Raw genomic sequence first — 17,565 nt, forward strand, 5'->3', positions numbered from 1 at the left:
TTCCCTCATTATTTAATTAGTGTAACATTTCCACTTCCTTTAACAATATCGCCATTGGTGCATATTATTTCATAATAATATACATACACTCCGGAGTTGCACGCTTTGCCTCCTTTATTATCTCCATGCCACCCGTCATCCATATATCCACCACTCATTCCTACGTTTTCTCCGTTGTACATTATTTGTCCCCATCTATCAAATATTCGTAAGAAATTAACGGTTTGTATGCCGTATCCTGTCAGTTTAAATACATCATTTTTGCCATCATTATTTGGTGTAAAAATATTAGGAACATATACTAACTCGGGTCCACATTCTGTTATTACTTGTATGGTTATGCTGGTATCTATTCTGCACATTAGTGAATCGTAAGCATATACTAAATGAACCGGATAGGTAGTTTCTTCTAATGGAGTTGCCTCTATTTCAAACCCTAAAGTTCTGTTTAATGTACCGTTTACATCTTCCCATATTAAACTATCTGTATTAAAATTAAATGGCACTACGGCTGCACTTATTTCACTTACTGCTCCCGCTATAACAGGGTTTGGAACGGCATTTAACTCTATAAATGGAGTAGGTGCCACTCCCACAGTTATCACATTATCATTATCGTCTGGACAATTGCCCAGTACACTACTTACGGTTATGGTATAATTAGTAGTAGAAGAAGGACTCAATGCAAAACTATCTGCGGTAAATATTTCAGCACCTACGATTGGACTTATTGCTACATTTCCAATACCGCCTGTTGAAGAAAATATGATATTATCATTTAAACTTAAATATACCGTTTCATTAGGGCAAATTAAAAACTCATCTTGCAAAATTGTAAGCGTAGCTTGTTCATCTACAAGTATGGTTTGAGTTATAGAATCTACACATCCATTTTCATCTTGTACTACTACTGTGGCAGTAAGCGTATCAATACCCGTAGCTGTGTACGAAATTGGATTAGTGCTGTATGTAGAAGTATTATTTGCCGTATTTACTACCGTCCAATTATAAATATTTACATTAGCATCGCCTAAAGTTACGTCTGCTTCCATATTTATAGGAATATCTTCGCAAGCAGGGTCTGCAACTATAGTTACACTTGGATTTGCTACAACATCAATAAATACCGAAGTAGAATCAATACAACCATCGGCATTAGTTATTACTAAAGTAACGGTATTATCTCCATTAGGCAAATAGGTAATTGTAGATGTTTGACTTGGACTAATATTCCAATCATATACAGTTATAGGAACTGAACTTATAGAGTTAGCTCCCGACAACTGCGTACTTGAACCATTACAAACTACAGTATCTCCAGTAATTATAGCTGTTGGTGCGGCACTCACATTAATTGTTTGCAATGAAGTATCAGAACAACCTGCTATATTTTCAATTATTAAAGCTACATTATGTACTCCTGCATTTGTAAAAGAATAGGTTTCTACACTATCTCCTAAAACATATCCGGCACCTTCATCAAAATTCCAAGTGTATGTTATAGCTGTTGTAACATTTGTAGGCAATGCAATAAAATCATTTTCTTGATTTTGACAATTTGAAGTGTAATTAAAGTTTGCCACAGGCACATTATAAACATAAGCATTTTGAGAAACACTTGACTGACACATATTTTCGTCAGTAACTGTTAGCGTTACATTATAAACTCCAGAAGTATCGTAAGTAAACTGAGTATTTGAAGGTGCTCCGCTTATAGTTAAGGTATCTGTAACATTTTGTCCAAAATTCCAAAATGAACTGTTTATTAGAGCATCATTTCCATCTGTTGAAGAGTTAACAAGAGTATTATTGCTACCCATACAAGCACTGTCAACAGAGAAAGAAGCTTGTGGAAGTTCATAAACTTGAACGGTAAAACAAGTGTCATCAAAATTATTTGCACAATTTTGATTAGTAGTAATGGTTAAACACACATTATATAACCCTGCATTATTATAAGTAAATGTTGGATTAGCTAAATGGCTAGTGTCTGCTACATTTTGACCAAAATTCCAAAAATAATCTACTATAGTAGCTCCACCAGCATAAGAAGATGATGAATTGAAAGTATTTGCTTGATTAAAACAAACAGAATCTGCTGTGTAAGAAGCCATAGGTGCATCAAAAACTACAACTTGCACAATTGTGTCATCAGTACATCCATTATCATCTGTTATACTTAGTTCCACATTATAAGTACCAGCGGTAGCATAAGTATGTGTAGGATTTTGAAGTATAGAAGTATTATTAGCACCACTTGAAGGGTCATCAAATGTCCAACTCCAAGATTGAATATTCCCATCTGCTACAGATAAATCATTGAAACTATTTGAATTACCAACACATACGCTATCTGCTTCAAAATATGCTGTTACAAAATTAACACTTACACTAACCGTATCGGTATTCACACAAGTATTTGCATCTGTACCCGATACTATATAAGATGTATCAACTAATGGTTTAACCCACGGATTTGTAACATTGACATCAGAAATTTGATAATTAGGCGACCATGTGTAGGTTAAAGCTCCTGTAGCTAATAATTGTACGCTATCGTTTTCACATATAATTTGGTCGTTTCCAGCATTTACATTAGGTAGTGGATAAACTTGAACTGTAAAACAAGTATCATCTGTATTTCCTACACAATTTTGACTTGTAATAACAGTTAAACATACATTATATAACCCAGGATTATCGTAAGTAAATGTTGGATTTGCAATATGGCTGGTATCTTCCGGGTTTTGACCAAAATTCCAAAAATAATCTATTATTGGAGCACCGCCACCATAAGAAGAATCGGCATTAAAAGTATTTGCTAAGCCTATACAAACAGAGTCTGCGGTAAAGCTTGCCATAGGAATATCAAAAACAATAGCAGGTAATGTAGTATCACTATTACAACCCGCCTCATCAGATATACTTAATGTAACATTATAAATTCCATTTGTCCCATAAGTATGAGTTGGGTTTTGCACATTAGATGTATTATTTATTCCACTTGAAGGTTCGTCAAAATCCCATTGCCAAGAATTAATAGTTGTATCTGAAGTTGATAAATCCGTGAAATTTGACGGAGTGCTTAAACAAACACTATCTACATAAAAATTAGCTTGAATATTATTTACTTTAACAAATATTGTATCGTTATTTTCACAACCATTAATATCAGTACCTACTACAAAATAAGCTGTGTCTATAGCAGGATAAACTGTTGGATTTGCAGTACTTTCATTAAAAATATTGTAAAGAGGCTGCCAATCATAGGTTATTGCCCCGTTAGCTTGTAAGATAGTACTATCTCCAAAACATATAGTAGTATCTAATCCTGCCGAAACTATAGGCAAATCAAATACTTCAATTTGAACTGAATCAATGGAAGAGCAACCAAAAGTATCTGTTACGGTTAATGAAACCCAATATAAACCGGCAGTATTAAATTGATATGATGTGTGCTGAGTATTGGCAGTATCTGTTAAAATTGAATTGTCTCCAAAATCCCAATGCCAAGTATTTATATAAGTATTTGAGCTTACTTGAGATGAATCGTAAAAACTGATAGTTATACCTACACACCCATTTGGGGCTGAGCGGTCTAATTGAGCTGTAGGGCTTGGCGGTATGTATATCTGATGTACGATAGAATCTGTACAAGTAAAATCACTAACTACCACAAGTTTAACATCAAAAAATCCTGTATCGGTATATAGATGACAAGGATTTTGAACAGTAGAGCTATTACCATCTCCAAAATCCCAATACCAAGAAGTAAATGCTGTATTTCCTGCTATTTCGTGATAAGACATATCTGTAAAACATACCGTTCCAGTATCGCATATTGAATAATTTTGTACATCAAAATCAACCACAAGGCTATCTACATGAACAGTGTCATTTGAAACCAAACCAGAACATGTGCCGTCATCTATAAATACTGAAGGAATATAATCTCCTAAATTACAATATTGATATTGTAAAGTGTCAATTATTGTGTCTCCAAGCACTCCTACAGGATTGTAATTTATAGAATTACCATCGCCATATAAAAATACTACATTTGGTGAGTTAACGGTAGTAATTTCAAAACTAACTGTTTCACAATAACAAATAGAATCTCTATCTATTATATTGATATTGGCATAAGGACCACCAACGTAGATAGAGTCAACAATTATTGTATCTCTACAGCCCGAGTTTGTAGCAATAGACATAGTAACTTGATAAGTGCCCGCTACATTATAAATAACCGTTGGACTTATTGTAGTAGATGTAACGCCATTACCGAAATTCCAAAATACAGATGAAGAATCAATATTATTATATGAAGTATTTGTAAACGTTATAGGTGTAACATTAGAGAAACAAGTAATAGAATCTTCACTTGAGGTAGCTTGAAGTACAGGATCAAAAACGTGAACATTTACCGTGGTATCATCGGTGCAACCTACGGAATCTGTTACTTCTAAATAAACTCCATATATTCCTTCTGTATTGTAGGTAACATTCGGTGGTGTCTGAGTATTATCAGAAGTAGGTGTTGCACCAACTCCAAATTGCCAATCATAAGTTAAATTAGCTCCTGTAGAATTATTAGTTATGGAAACTTGCTGATTATTACAAATAAAAGTATCTGATAATTCAAAATTAGCTTGTGGATTATATACATTAATAGTATCATAAGCTGTAGCAGAACAACCAAAACTATCCGTTGCAGTGAGCGTTATAATATAAGTACCTGGTAAAGTATATGTGTAGTTAGGGTTTTGAACGTTGGAGGTATCTGATAGCGTGTATGGATCTCCAAAATCCCAGTGCCAACGAGCGACATAGCTTAATGGTGCTGAAGAAGTATCGGTAAAACTAACAGATTGAGGCAAACATACTGAATTTGAAGAAGGTATAAATCCTATAATTACTCCGTGAACTTGGATATAATCCTGTTTAACAACAGTATCTGCACAGCCTCTATTATCTGTATTTAACATGGTTATTGTATGACTTCCGATATTAAATCCTTGAGATGGAACATTACCTGATTCCCAAATACTATTGTATCCACCTCCTGAAAATTGATAAGTTCCTACATAATTCCATCTTGCTGTACTACCAATAAAAGGTGAAACATTTCTAAAATAAGTATTAAAAGGGCTACAACCTACATTTATTCCACTCACTGTAATAAATTCTGCCATAGGAGGATAAACACTAATTGTATTTGTACTTTGATGCTCACAACCCGTAGTAAAATTATATGTATATTGAGTTACTGTATATGTTCTAATAGTATCATCAGGTGGATATACCCATTGTGGATTTCTTAAACTTGACGTATCGTTTGTTGTAGTTGGATCTCCAAAAGTATAAAAAACAGAATCAGCACCTGTTGAAGCATCTGTAAAATTAAAAGTATTCCAATTACTGCATCCAGCAAATGCTGAAGTAAAGGAAGAAACAGGCTCATTTACCGTAATAGCATCAACAGCAAAGGCAGTATCTGAATGGCAACCGTTATTTATCGCTACCATTGTTAAAGTAAATGTTCCAGATTCTTGATTGTATGTATAACAAGCACTTTCGTCATCTGCCGTCCACACGGGAGGAGAAGGATCTCCAAAATCCCAAAAAATAGTATCAGCTCCTGTTCCCGTATAAGTTAAACATACATCTTGCTCTTCAAAACAAACCGAACTTGGCGTATATGTAAAAGTATTAGTTGGTTGAGTACCCGCACAGATAAAATTAGTTTCCGTAACACTGGCTGTACAACCGCTAGTAGTTGTAACCTGTAATTGCACATCAAAACAAGCTTCCGTATTATAAGTTGGGCTTGGTGTAGCCGATGTAGAAGAACCGATATCGCTACCTGATAATGTCCATGTTTGACTGGCTATTGTTTGACTTGGAGTAACGGTGTAACTCAAATTAGGAGTATGAGGAATACATCCACCTCCATCATCTGCTGTAATATCAATTGTTAAAGGATTAACTTGTACTGCATTACTATATGTATTAGTAACAGGACACTGTCCATTATTTGTACTTGTCATAGTAATATTATAATTCCCAAAAGAATTATAAGTAACATTTATTGGTCCATTTCCTATGTATGTGCTTGGTGTTCCTCCTGGGAAACTCCACGTTGTAGAAGTTGCATTTGTTGCCGTACTTGTATAAGTTGTAGTAAAAGGCGTTTGACAGCCGTTTGCACTTGAAACAGTATAACTATTCACAGGTCTTGGCAGTACTGTTATAAAATTAGGTATAGTAATACTTCCCGTACAACCACCACTATAAGCTACATCTAAAGTTACATCCCACGTGCCAGCAGTATTAAACGTTACAGAAGGATTTTGGTTATTGGAAGTCCCATGTCCTTCAAAAGTCCATGTCCAAGATGTGGGACTACCAGAAGACAAATCGGAAAAACTAACACTTTGACCCACACAAACTGTAGAATCTGAACTTGAAAAATTGGCATTTTGATTTCCTATTACTACAGAAGCTATTTCTGTTATAGTATCACTACACCCATTAGGATTAGTTACTATCAATTGAACATCATAACTACCTGCTGTATTAAAAGTATGTGTTAAATTTTGTGTAGTTGCACCGCTTACTTCTCCCGGGATATTCCATTCATAAGTGCTCCCTGCCACAGTATTTGTAGAAGTATTGGTAAATGTAACGGTTAAAGGTGCATTACAAGCTGATGAATTATTTTGTGTAAAATTAGCGACAGGTGCTGAAGTAACACTAACAACATCACTATAAGTTTGAGATGTAGAACAACCACAAGAATTTTCTACAACTACTACAAAATTTGTGTAAGTTCCAGAGTTTGTAAAAGTATGACAGAAATCTTCAACATTATTATATACCGTTCCATCTCTAACATCTACAAATGAAGATGCCACCGTACCACAACCTGCTGTGAAAGTTCCATCAAAACAAACTTCTAATGGCGGACAACCTGAATGATTTCCTATGTTCATATTTATAGTAGGACGTTCAAAAACTTCAATATAATTAGTTTGCGTTTCAGTATCACAATTAGGTCCATTGCATACAGTAAGTGTTACGCTATAAAAACCCGGAATAGATAACGTTGTTGTAAAAGGATTTGAACTTGAAGTTTGCGTTGTAAATCCGGCAGGACCAGTCAACGTCCAAGCATAAGAACTAAAAGGACCACCTGTGCTGGTACTTGTTAATGACAGTAGCATGGGATTTGGGCAACCCGAAGTTTGGTTTGCCGTAAAAGATGCCGTTTGAGCATTTACACCAACAAAAAATAAAAAGCAAGCTAATAGAAAAAGTAATCGTTTCAACATAAATCAAATATTCAAAGTATCAAATATACACTACCTAAGTATTTTTACGTAACTAATTTAACTAAAGTTCTGTTATTTAACTAAAAAATAAACTTAAATTCTAATTTTGCACGCATGTTTGGTATATGTAATGTGGCTCTTTCTCCTCTAAGAAAAGAAAACTCAGATACTTCGGAAATGATATCTCAATTATTGTTTGGCGAAACCTTTGAAATAATTGAAGTTAATAACAATTGGAGTTTTGTGAAATGTACACACGACAACTATCAAGGGTGGATGGACACCAAACAGTATGAAAGAATAGAAAAACTACCTCAAAAATACCAATTAAGTTTTAACAAAGCTCATGCTTGCCAGCTAAATCACAGTCAAACTACCCTTGTTTTAGGAAGCAGGCTACCTAATTTTGACGGGTTAAATTTCAAAATAAATAAAGATAAATATATTTTTAACGGCAATGCTATTGACCCTCCTCAAAACTCTACAAACAACCTAAAAAAAGTATGTCTAAAATACTTAAATGCTCCGTATTTATGGGGCGGTAGAAGCCCTTTTGGCATAGATTGTTCCGGACTTACTCAAATGGTTTATAGCTTTTTTAATATAGAATTGCCCAGAGATGCTTATATGCAAGCAGAATTAGGCGAAGCACTCAATTTTGTATCCGAAGCTAAAGAAGGCGACTTAGCTTTTTTTGGTAAAGAAGAAAAGATAACTCATGTAGGTATTATCCTTGAAAATCAAGAGATAATACACGCCAGCGGAAAAGTTAGAATTGACAAAATTGACCACATAGGAATTTATAATAAAGACGAAAAAAAATACACGCATTTCTTAAAAACTATAAAAAGAATAGTTTGAAAAAAATAGTAGTAATATCAGGTGCAGGCATAAGTGCAGAAAGTGGTATAAAAACTTTTAGAGATAGTAATGGACTGTGGGAAAACCACGATATTATGGAAGTGGCAAGCCCTTACGGCTGGCAAAAAAATAGAGCACTTGTTTTAGACTTTTACAACCAAAGAAGAAAGCAACTATTAGAATGCAAACCCAACAATGCACACTTAAAACTTGCCGAACTACAAGAATATTTTGATGTAAATATCATCACACAAAATGTAGATGACCTGCATGAAAGAGCCGGCTCTAAAAATGTTTTGCACTTGCATGGCGAATTATTAAAAGCGAGAAGTACATTAGATGAAAATTTGATTTATAACTGGCAAAAAGATATTACACTAAACGACAAATGTGAAAAAGGCAGTCAGTTACGTCCACATATAGTTTGGTTTGGCGAATCTGTTCCCATGCTACCCAAAGCGGCTAATATTGTTGCTGAAGCCGATATTTTATTAGTTATAGGCACTTCTTTGGTGGTTTATCCTGCTGCCAGTTTGGTAGATTACACCAAAAACAACTGCAAAAATTACATAATTGACACCAAAATCCCCAAGAACATCAGCTCTTCTTTCACTAAAATTGAAGCGAAGGCAAGCTTAGGAATTGAAAATTTTATAAAATTTATAAATGAGTAAAAAGAACCCTTGGATAACAAAATCTAATAAAGAAATTTACAACAATCCTTGGATAAAAGTTGTTGAAAATCAAGTTATTAACCCTTCGGGGAATAAGGGGATTTATGGAGTAGTTCATTTTAAAAACATAGCAGTTGGCATTGTGCCAATAGATGAAGATGGATTTACCTATTTAGTAGGTCAATATCGGTACACCCACAACACTTACGAGTGGGAAATTCCTATGGGTGGAGGACTTAAAAACACTTCGCCATTAACATCTGCAAAAAGAGAACTCTTAGAGGAAACAGGACTTAAAGCAAAAAAATGGAAAATAATTTTAGAATCACAAGTTTCTAATTCTGTTACTGACGAAATTTCTATAACCTATTTGGCTACGGGATTAACTCAACACACGCCTATTCCTGAAGAAACCGAAGAACTTGCCATAAAAAAACTCCACATAAATGAGGCTATTGAAATGGCTTTAACTGGCAAAATAAAAGATTTAATTTCAATAGCCAGCTTACTAAAAATTGATTATTTACTGAAAAATAATTTAATTTTGTAAGCTTAAACTTTCAATTATGATTGCAGAAATTTTTGCTCCCGAAATGTTAGTGGCATTAATAACACTAATATTTTTAGAAATAGTATTGGGTGTAGATAACATTATTTTCATCTCTATTGTTACCAATAAACTACCTAAAGAAAAGCAAGGTCGTGCACGCTTTATTGGTTTATCGCTGGCTTTAGTTTTTAGAATTATGCTTTTATTAGCCATTACTTGGATTATTCAGCTAACCAATCCTTTATTTACAATACCTGCCTTTATGTTTATAGAAGAGCCTGTAGCCATAAGTGTCAGAGATTTAATTTTAATAGCCGGAGGTTTATTTTTATTGGCTAAAAGTGTTAGCGAAATACACCATAAAGTTGACCACGATGAAGAAGAACATAAAACAAGTGGCAAGCCTGTAGGTATGGCAAGCATTTTAGTACAAATAGTATTGTTAGATATGGTTTTTTCTTTTGATTCTATATTAACAGCCATAGGACTTGTGGAGGTTAAAAGCGATAATGTTCATTTTTTAGCTCCCGGAGTTTTGGTTATGATAATAGCCGTAATAGTATCTATTATAGTTATGATGATTTTTGCAGGAAAAATAAGCGATTTTATTAACAGACAGCCTACTTTACAAATATTAGCATTATCATTTTTAATATTAATAGGTGTAATGTTAATTTTAGACGGATTTCACGTGCATGTACCAAAAGGATATATTTATTTTTCAGTAGCTTTTTCTTTAGTAGTGGAAATGATAAATATTCAGTTTAGGAAAAAAGAAAAGCAATAAAAACTTGTGGTGCAAATAATATAGTTGTATATTTGCACTCCACATCGCGGGATGGAGCAGTTGGTAGCTCGTTGGGCTCATAACCCAAAGGTCACAGGTTCGAGTCCTGTTCCCGCTACTAAGAAAAAGCCGTCATTTTTGGCGGCTTTTATATTTTTGCACCATGAACAACAACCACAAAGCCGGATTCGTAAATATTATAGGACTGCCAAACGTAGGTAAATCAACATTGCTAAACGCTATTCTTGGGCAAAAGCTTGCCATTACCTCTGCTAAGGCACAAACTACGCGCTTTAGAACTTTAGGCATATTAAATGACGAAAATTATCAAATCATTTTTTCCGATACACCTGGCTACATTGACAACCCTGCCTACAAAATGCAGGAAGAAATGAACACGTATGTAAAATCTACTTTTGAAGATGCCGATGTATTTTTATTTCTTACGGAGTTGGGTGCTTCTATAGAAAAACAAAAAGACTTGTTTAATCCGCTGAAAGAAACACAAACGCCCGTTATAATAGTTATAAACAAAATAGATAAAGCTAAAACAGAAAACGCACTTGAAGATTATGGCAAACTATGGAAAGAAAGCCTACCTAATGCAGAAATAATTTTTGTTTCGGCATTAGATAAAATAAATTTATACGAGCTCAAAAATAGTATTATTAACTATCTGCCGGAAGGTCCGGCTTTTTATAACAAAGAAGATTTATCGGATAAAAATGTACGCTTTTTTGTAACCGAAATAATACGCGAAAAACTATTGGAACTATACAAGCAAGAAATTCCTTACTCTTGCCATGTAGAAGTAGAAGCCTACCAAGAAGAAGAAAAACTGGACAGAATTAGAGCTATTATTTACACCGAAAGAGAAACACAAAAATCTATAATAATAGGCAAAGGTGGCAAAGCTATAAAGCAACTTGGCACAGATGCCCGTAAAGACATAGAAACTTTTATTGACAAGAAAGTTTATTTAGAGCTTTTTGTAAAAGTAAAACCCGACTGGCGAAATGATGATAAAATGTTAAAGCATTTTGGGTATAAAGAGTAAACTATAACTTTTACTCCACTGTTACACTTTTGGCAAGGTTTCTTGGTTGGTCAACATTACAACCACGCATTAATGCTACATGGTAGCTTAATAACTGCAAAGGAATACTACTTACCAATGGTGATAATTCTTCCGGGCAATCGGGAATTTCTATCCATCTGTCTGCCATGGCTTTTACTTCTGTATCGCCTTTAGTTACTACCGCAAAAACACGCCCTTTTCTTGCTTTTACTTCTTGTATATTGCTTACCATTTTATCGTACTGCGAGTTTTTAGTAGCTAATACCACTACAGGCAAGTTTTCATCTATTAAAGCTATAGGGCCATGTTTCATCTCTGCCGCAGGATAACCTTCTGCATGTATATACGAAATCTCTTTTAATTTTAAAGCTCCTTCTAATGCCACAGGGAAATTATATCCTCTACCCAAATACAATGAACTTTCTGAAGCTACAATAGCTTTTGCCATTTTTTTCACTTCATCGTTGCTTTTTAAAGCTTCTTCTACTTTTGCAGGTATAGCTTCAAGCTCTACTAAATATCTTGTTAGCTTAGCTTGATTTATAGTTCCTTTATTATACGCCAACCAAAGTGCCATTTGTATAAGCACGGTTACTTGTGCAGTAAATGCTTTTGTAGATGCCACTCCTATTTCCGGGCCTGCATGGGTGTATGCTCCTGCATGTGTAGCTCTTGGTATAGATGCTCCCACTACATTACAAACACCAAAAACTGTAGCTCCTTTTTGCTTCGCAATTTCTATAGCGGCTAAAGTGTCTGCCGTTTCGCCACTTTGAGAAATAGCTATAACTACATCTCCTCTGTTTATTACGGGATTTCTATATCTAAATTCTGAAGCATATTCTACTTCTACAGGTATTCTTGCAAAATCTTCAAAAAGATATTCAGCCACTAAAGCTGCATGCCACGATGTGCCACATGCCGTAATAATAATTCTTTCGGCATTCATTAATACATTTTTGTATTCGTGCATGCCACCCATATAAATATCGCCTTTTTTGCTGTCTATTCTTCCACGCATACTATCGTAAATAGATCTTGGCTGCTCATATATCTCTTTAAGCATAAAATGCTCATAACCACCTTTTTCAAGTAGTTCAAGTTTCATTTCCAGCTCTTGCACATAAGGTGTTTTCTCTTGATTGGCTATGGTTTTTATACTTAAACCTTTATCTAAATCTAACAATGCTATTTCTTCATCATCAAGATATACTACATTTTTAGTATATTCTATAATTGGCGTAGCATCTGAAGCTATATAAAAATCATTTTCGCCCAGCCCTACTACTAAGGGACTTCCTTTTCTTGCTCCTATTAATTGATTAGGATTCTCTTTAGATAAAACAACTATAGCATAAGCTCCCGTTACTTCGTTTAAGGCAATTCTTACCGCCTCTAACAAATCTACATTATTATTCTTTTTTACATCTTCTATTAAATGTATAAGTACTTCTGTATCTGTATCTGAAATAAACTTATGCCCTCTTTTTATTAACTCTTCTTTTAAAGGTGCATAGTTTTCAATAATTCCATTGTGAATGATGGCTAAATCATGATCGGTAGAAAAATGAGGATGAGCATTTCTTTGATTTGGCTCGCCATGTGTTGCCCACCTTGTGTGCCCTATTCCTACGCTTCCACTGGTATCTTTATCGGCAGCATAATCTTTAAGTTCCTGTACTTTACCTGCTTTTTTATAAATATGAATATCCTTGTTAAGCAAAGCTACTCCCGCACTATCGTACCCTCTGTATTCTAATCTTTCAAGCCCTTTAATTAATATAGGATACGCTTCTTTATTTCCTATATAAGCTACTATACCACACATAAGCGTTTATTTTACTTTGTATATAAAATTTCTAATTTAATAGGGAAGTTAGGGTGATTCCCTCCACCTAATTTTATGCGTTCTCCTGTATTGTAATTTACTGATTGCAAAACAAAATACTGCAATTCTGTTTCTCCGTTTACCACTCTTTGTATAAAACGCGGAATGTTGTATGAATAAGTGTTTGTTACCACTCCGTTTACTTCTTTAAGCACAGCCGTCCCACCGTACTGCGTTGGTGTATTTACACTATAATCTGAAAGTAAATATTCTGTTGAATCATTATCTTTTTCGCCATAAAGCAATAAATATACAGGTTCATCATAATCTGTATTAGCATTAGAACCATAATCTGTTTGAGCAAAGGTCAATTTTGCTTGATTAATAACTTTGCCTTGCAAAAAGCTTAAATCGGGAATTAATATTCTTGCTTTAGAAACAAATAATCCTGCTACGTATAGTTCCTCATCATTATTAGTAGCATCATCAAAAGCTACTTGCACCTCACTTCCTGCTAAATCTTTTTCGTAATGATTAACTCTTAAAGATGTTGTAGTTATAGCAAATCTATACAATGAATCATTAGGGCTATCACTGGTGAAATATAATTTTAGTCCGCTATTAGCATTTGTAGGGTCTAATTTTAAATGCCCGTCTCCTCCCGTAATATTATCTGGTGTAATATAAATTCCTTTTAAATAGCTTAACAAATTAGTATTTGACTCCATTGTAGAAGTGCCAAACTGGCTAAATAAATCATTTGCGAATGCTGAATTTATAGGAATACGAAGTGTAGCATTATTTTCATTATAAATATAATTTACCGTGCCTATTATTGTATTATCATAAGCTATATTGGTTTCTGAAGTGTAGGTATTGTTATTATCTAAGGCTTCTGTCATCTCATGCACATTAAAAGTAACTGCTTGTTGCATAGGTCCAAATTTTCCTTTTAGTGCAATTTCTAAAACGGCAGAATCTAAAACAGCATTTGCTCCAAGCTCGTAAGACGACTGTGTAAGCAACAACTGTGCATAATAGGAGGCTTCTCTTTTACCAAAAGTAGCATCATTAACCACACCCAGTGGCACATTTGATTGATTTAGTGCATTATCTACTTCGTGAGGTAAAGAATATCCTTCAAGAACCAAAGTATCTATTTTAGCCAAATTATCTGAATCCGGGTCGCCTTGTATATTTGGGTCTTTATCGCAAAAAGTAAGTGCTACTAATGGCAACAATAATAAAATAAGCCTATTCAACTTCATCTTCGTTAAGCGTTTGAGCTTTTATAAATTTTGCATAATCTATTAATAAATCGGTATTGTTGTTAAATGGCAATTTAGGCATCTCAAGGCTATTAAATTTATCTTCTACTGCTTTTTCTACCATATCGCTACCTATTGTTGCTCCGTCTGCATAATGCAAAGCTCCTACATTCAAATCAGTTTCAGAACCTTTGCCATAAACATCAAACATTTTATCGTCTTCTATTTCTATATTTTCTTTTAAAAAACTCTTAAAATCAGGTTTTATTGCTCCTTCAAAACTTTCATCTTGAAATGCAGTATAAACTACTTTACTTTTATCAAAAATAGGGTCTGTTTTATATTTAGTTTTTAGCAATAAAGGCACCATACTGGTAAGCCACCCGCTACAATAAACTACATCTGGAGCCCAACCAAATTTACGCACTATTTCTATAGCTCCAATATTAAAAAACATCATTCTTTCTGCATTGTCGTCAAAATTTTCGCCATTTTTATCTTGGTACATTTGCTTGCGATGAAAAAAATCATCATTATCTAAAAAATATACTTGCAAACGTGCTCCCGGTAGCGAAGCTACTTTAATAATTAAAGGATAATCCTCATCATTTACCACCACATTAATACCGCTTAAGCGTACTACTTCGTGTAGTCGGTGTCTTCTTTCGTTAATAACGCCAAAGCGTGGCATTAAAACTCTTATCTCTAATTTTTGTCCTTGTAATTTTGTAGGTAAACCTGATACTATTGTTGAAATGTCAGTTAAATCTAAGTAAGGCTTCATCTCTTGAGTGATGATTAATACTCTTTTTCTACTACTCATATAATACTTGTGAAATTTATTTTGAAAATTAAAGGTGCAAAGATACAAAATAATGTGCGAATATTATTTTTTGCTAAAATAGAATAGGTATATTTAATACTTATTAAGATTTTTATTGCTTACATGACTACTGTTTTAAATTCTTATTTCAAATCTTTATCTCAACTCTTTTTCCCTAAAATTTGTGTGGCTTGTGGCGAAAGTTTAATACAACAAGAAGAAACTCTTTGTTTAGTTTGTGAGCACCAACTTCCTCTCACTAATTTTTCTGCTATTGAAGATAATCCTTTGCAAAAAAAGTTTTGGGGAAGAATAGAATTGCAGCGTGCCGACAGTCTTTTATTTTTTGAAAAAGATTCTACTACTCAGCATTTACTACACCAATTAAAGTATCAAAACCGCCAAGATGTAGGAACTAAACTTGCTAATATTCTTACCGAAAAATATAAGACAAACAATATAAATATTCCTTTTGAGGGCATTGTGAGTGTTCCTTTACACAAGAAGAAACTGAAAAGGCGTGGCTATAACCAATGCGATACTTTTGCTAAAACAATTGCTGAAAGTTGGCATATTCCCTACTTTAAAAATGCTTTAAAACGAAATATAGACACTAAAAGTCAAACAGGGAAAAACAGAGCCGACAGATGGGAAAATGTGGCAGAAATATTTGAAGTAGTAGAACCTAAACTTATTAAAAATAAACATTTGCTTTTAATAGACGATGTGTTAACTACCGGAGCAACTTTAGAAGCCTGCGGCATGAAAATTTTAGAAATACCCAACACCAAACTTAGCGTGCTTACCATGGCGTGTAAGCTATAAAAAGAGGTTTTTTGCCTATTAATTGTAAAATTTTATCTTTGTAAACTACAAAAATGAAAATATATTGTACATTATATTTGTGGTTGCCATTCAAGGTAATAACACCTTGAACGGCATGAGCATTTAAAGAACATAACTCAAAGCTATTCCACCCTGTTTCATCGTCTTCCTCGCTAAACTCTCCTTGGTAGCCGTAGCGGTATTTTTCCCCACCACTACCTAAATACTGCCTGCCCGACATTGCCCAACCAAATGGGTGGTAGTTTTTTGCACCTAATTTTGTATAATATGTAGCTTGATTTTGCACTTAGTTTAACCAAAAATATTAACCAAATGTAAGAAATTAATTTAATAATTTATGCAAAGTGGTACGGTGAAAACCACCGACCACAAGGAAAATTTAGTTCTTGCACTCAATTTTCCTGCTATGCTTTGAAACCCTCATATTTTCTATGTTTTCCCAAATTTGGGAATGATTTTTCTATAATAATCATGGAAGTAGCCAGGTTTTTATCAGCTAGAATGCGCTAGCTGAGAATTATGCCGAAAATTAGACCAAATATCAAGTATAAAAAAAACCAATATATGCATTTTTTAATTTTTTATATTCAAAAAGATATTCACTAGATAGGTCTTTATACAATTTACTTTTTAATGCAAAATCTTTTTTAATATCGACTGGATTAAGAATATTTCTTTTCAATTCATAAAAAAAAGTAACTTTACTTCTATTTTTTACTAATAATTCATCTTTTTTGACACTATAGTTTTCAATAAAAGAATCACTTTTTTTGTAAAACAAAGAGTTTAATTCTATTATAATTACCTCTAGTAAAAACAAGTAATCACGATTTATTGAGGCAAATATCATACGAATCATAAAATAAATAAATCCAATTATGTACAAAACTACTATATAAACCATTTCAATCTATTTTATACCTACTAAAGTAGATTGCCATCTAAACCCAGCTGAACCTCCTATTATAAATGCACCTCCCAACTCTTCTTGAAAACCAATATGTATTCTATGAACATCTGCGTTTTGATAAATCTCATATTTGGCTTCAATAAAAGATGCTCCAACCCTGTAATAATTCATTATCTCTCCATTTTCATAATTAATCTTCCCTAAACCACCATCTATTCCGTATTCAATATTAAGTTGTTCAATAGATCTTTTATTAACTGAGTAGTTACTATTTCTAGTAAAATCATAAAAAAAATCTGAAACATGAGGCCCTTGAAAGCCTTTATCACTTAGTTTATAAAAAGTAAAAGTTCCATCAAGAACATAATCAGTAAATGATGAAGTATTAAATCCTACTGGACCCACATCAAAACTATAATTTCCAAGACCCTTAGTTATATTTCCCCGTGGTCGGCATCCTTGCCGATTTCCACTCTTCTTTATTAAACTCATAAACCAAATGTAAGGAATATTTTTTATGTTTTCGTACACAAATTGTCAGAAAGTAGCTTCTGACAGCACGGGAATAATCGTTAATTAAAAATACTATCCCAAAATGTCAACATG

Annotated in this window: 13 protein-coding genes and 1 tRNA gene; 7 read left to right on the forward strand and 7 right to left on the reverse strand. The window is 33.8% G+C overall.

Annotated elements, in window-relative coordinates:
* Nucleotides 1-8 precede the first annotated feature (8 nt).
* The gene (locus tag H6578_04425; protein ID MCB9226395.1) at nucleotides 9-7,334 is read right to left on the reverse strand and encodes a PKD domain-containing protein; all 7,326 of its coding nucleotides are present in this window, start codon (nucleotides 7,332-7,334) and stop codon (nucleotides 9-11) included.
* 114 nt (nucleotides 7,335-7,448) lie between these two features.
* Between H6578_04425 and H6578_04430 the strand changes: the two genes are divergently transcribed.
* The 6 genes from H6578_04430 to era all read left to right on the forward strand — a co-directional run bounded on the left by H6578_04430 (nucleotide 7,449) and on the right by era (nucleotide 11,263).
* Nucleotides 7,449-8,195: a C40 family peptidase gene (locus H6578_04430; protein ID MCB9226396.1), complete on the forward strand. Its 747-nt coding sequence runs from the start codon at nucleotides 7,449-7,451 to the stop codon at nucleotides 8,193-8,195.
* On the forward strand, nucleotides 8,192-8,869 hold the full coding sequence (locus tag H6578_04435) for an NAD-dependent deacylase (GenBank protein MCB9226397.1): 678 nt from the start codon (nucleotides 8,192-8,194) through the stop codon (nucleotides 8,867-8,869). The genes H6578_04430 and H6578_04435 overlap by 4 nt, the downstream gene beginning before the upstream one ends.
* Nucleotides 8,862-9,419 carry an NUDIX hydrolase gene (locus H6578_04440; protein MCB9226398.1) on the forward strand — a complete coding sequence of 186 codons (558 nt, stop codon included), beginning with the start codon at nucleotides 8,862-8,864 and terminating at the stop codon, nucleotides 9,417-9,419. The genes H6578_04435 and H6578_04440 overlap by 8 nt, the downstream gene beginning before the upstream one ends.
* Before the next feature lie 16 nt (nucleotides 9,420-9,435).
* Complete coding sequence (locus H6578_04445; GenBank protein ID MCB9226399.1) at nucleotides 9,436-10,206, forward strand: TerC family protein; 771 nt, start codon at nucleotides 9,436-9,438, stop codon at nucleotides 10,204-10,206.
* A gap of 45 nt (nucleotides 10,207-10,251) precedes the next feature.
* Nucleotides 10,252-10,324 (forward strand) — tRNA-Met (locus H6578_04450).
* Nucleotides 10,325-10,369: 45 nt separating this feature from the next.
* Entirely contained in the window at nucleotides 10,370-11,263 is an 894-nt protein-coding gene (gene era / locus H6578_04455; protein ID MCB9226400.1) for a GTPase Era, read from the forward strand.
* 10 nt (nucleotides 11,264-11,273) lie between these two features.
* Here the strand turns inward: era and glmS are convergent, their stop codons facing one another.
* The 3 genes from glmS to H6578_04470 are packed head-to-tail and all read right to left on the reverse strand — an operon-like array spanning nucleotide 11,274 to nucleotide 15,203.
* The gene (gene glmS, locus H6578_04460) at nucleotides 11,274-13,112 is read right to left on the reverse strand and encodes a glutamine--fructose-6-phosphate transaminase (isomerizing) (GenBank protein ID MCB9226401.1); all 1,839 of its coding nucleotides are present in this window, start codon (nucleotides 13,110-13,112) and stop codon (nucleotides 11,274-11,276) included.
* A gap of 11 nt (nucleotides 13,113-13,123) precedes the next feature.
* Nucleotides 13,124-14,374, reverse strand: a complete 1,251-nt coding sequence (locus tag H6578_04465; GenBank protein ID MCB9226402.1) for a DUF4270 family protein — start codon at nucleotides 14,372-14,374, stop codon at nucleotides 13,124-13,126.
* The gene (locus H6578_04470; GenBank protein ID MCB9226403.1) at nucleotides 14,367-15,203 is read right to left on the reverse strand and encodes a glycogen/starch synthase; all 837 of its coding nucleotides are present in this window, start codon (nucleotides 15,201-15,203) and stop codon (nucleotides 14,367-14,369) included. Before H6578_04470 ends, H6578_04465 begins: the two co-directional genes overlap by 8 nt.
* Before the next feature lie 123 nt (nucleotides 15,204-15,326).
* On the opposite strand from H6578_04470, the gene H6578_04475 reads away from it, so the two are divergent.
* A complete protein-coding gene (locus H6578_04475) occupies nucleotides 15,327-16,028 on the forward strand; it encodes a ComF family protein (GenBank protein ID MCB9226404.1) in 702 nt (233 codons plus the stop codon).
* Here H6578_04475 and H6578_04480 read toward each other — a convergent pair.
* The 3 genes from H6578_04480 to H6578_04490 all read right to left on the reverse strand — a co-directional run bounded on the left by H6578_04480 (nucleotide 16,006) and on the right by H6578_04490 (nucleotide 17,490).
* Nucleotides 16,006-16,335 carry a hypothetical protein gene (locus tag H6578_04480; protein MCB9226405.1) on the reverse strand — a complete coding sequence of 110 codons (330 nt, stop codon included), beginning with the start codon at nucleotides 16,333-16,335 and terminating at the stop codon, nucleotides 16,006-16,008. The two genes, H6578_04475 and H6578_04480, sit on opposite strands and share 23 nt — an antisense overlap.
* 255 nt (nucleotides 16,336-16,590) lie before the next feature.
* Complete coding sequence (locus H6578_04485) at nucleotides 16,591-16,953, reverse strand: hypothetical protein (protein ID MCB9226406.1); 363 nt, start codon at nucleotides 16,951-16,953, stop codon at nucleotides 16,591-16,593.
* Between the two features lie 6 nt (nucleotides 16,954-16,959).
* Nucleotides 16,960-17,490, reverse strand: a complete 531-nt coding sequence (locus tag H6578_04490; protein ID MCB9226407.1) for a hypothetical protein — start codon at nucleotides 17,488-17,490, stop codon at nucleotides 16,960-16,962.
* Between the last annotated feature and the right edge of the window lie 75 nt (nucleotides 17,491-17,565).

The sequence above is a fragment of the Chitinophagales bacterium genome, from assembly GCA_020635995.1.
Lineage (GTDB): Bacteria > Bacteroidota > Bacteroidia > Chitinophagales > UBA8649 > JAFMKE01.

Bases quoted from the DNA above. Each gene is read 5' to 3' on its own strand.
- H6578_04475 (MCB9226404.1), top strand. From the start codon at position 15,327: ATGACTACTGTTTTAAATTCTTATTTCAAATCTTTATCTCAACTCTTT.
- H6578_04485 (MCB9226406.1), bottom strand. From the start codon at position 16,953: ATGGTTTATATAGTAGTTTTGTACATAATTGGATTTATTTATTTTATG.
- H6578_04445 (MCB9226399.1), top strand. From the start codon at position 9,436: ATGATTGCAGAAATTTTTGCTCCCGAAATGTTAGTGGCATTAATAACA.
- glmS (MCB9226401.1), bottom strand. From the start codon at position 13,112: ATGTGTGGTATAGTAGCTTATATAGGAAATAAAGAAGCGTATCCTATA.
- H6578_04440 (MCB9226398.1), top strand. From the start codon at position 8,862: ATGAGTAAAAAGAACCCTTGGATAACAAAATCTAATAAAGAAATTTAC.
- era (MCB9226400.1), top strand. From the start codon at position 10,370: ATGAACAACAACCACAAAGCCGGATTCGTAAATATTATAGGACTGCCA.
- H6578_04470 (MCB9226403.1), bottom strand. From the start codon at position 15,203: ATGAGTAGTAGAAAAAGAGTATTAATCATCACTCAAGAGATGAAGCCT.
- H6578_04425 (MCB9226395.1), bottom strand. From the start codon at position 7,334: ATGTTGAAACGATTACTTTTTCTATTAGCTTGCTTTTTATTTTTTGTT.
- H6578_04430 (MCB9226396.1), top strand. From the start codon at position 7,449: ATGTTTGGTATATGTAATGTGGCTCTTTCTCCTCTAAGAAAAGAAAAC.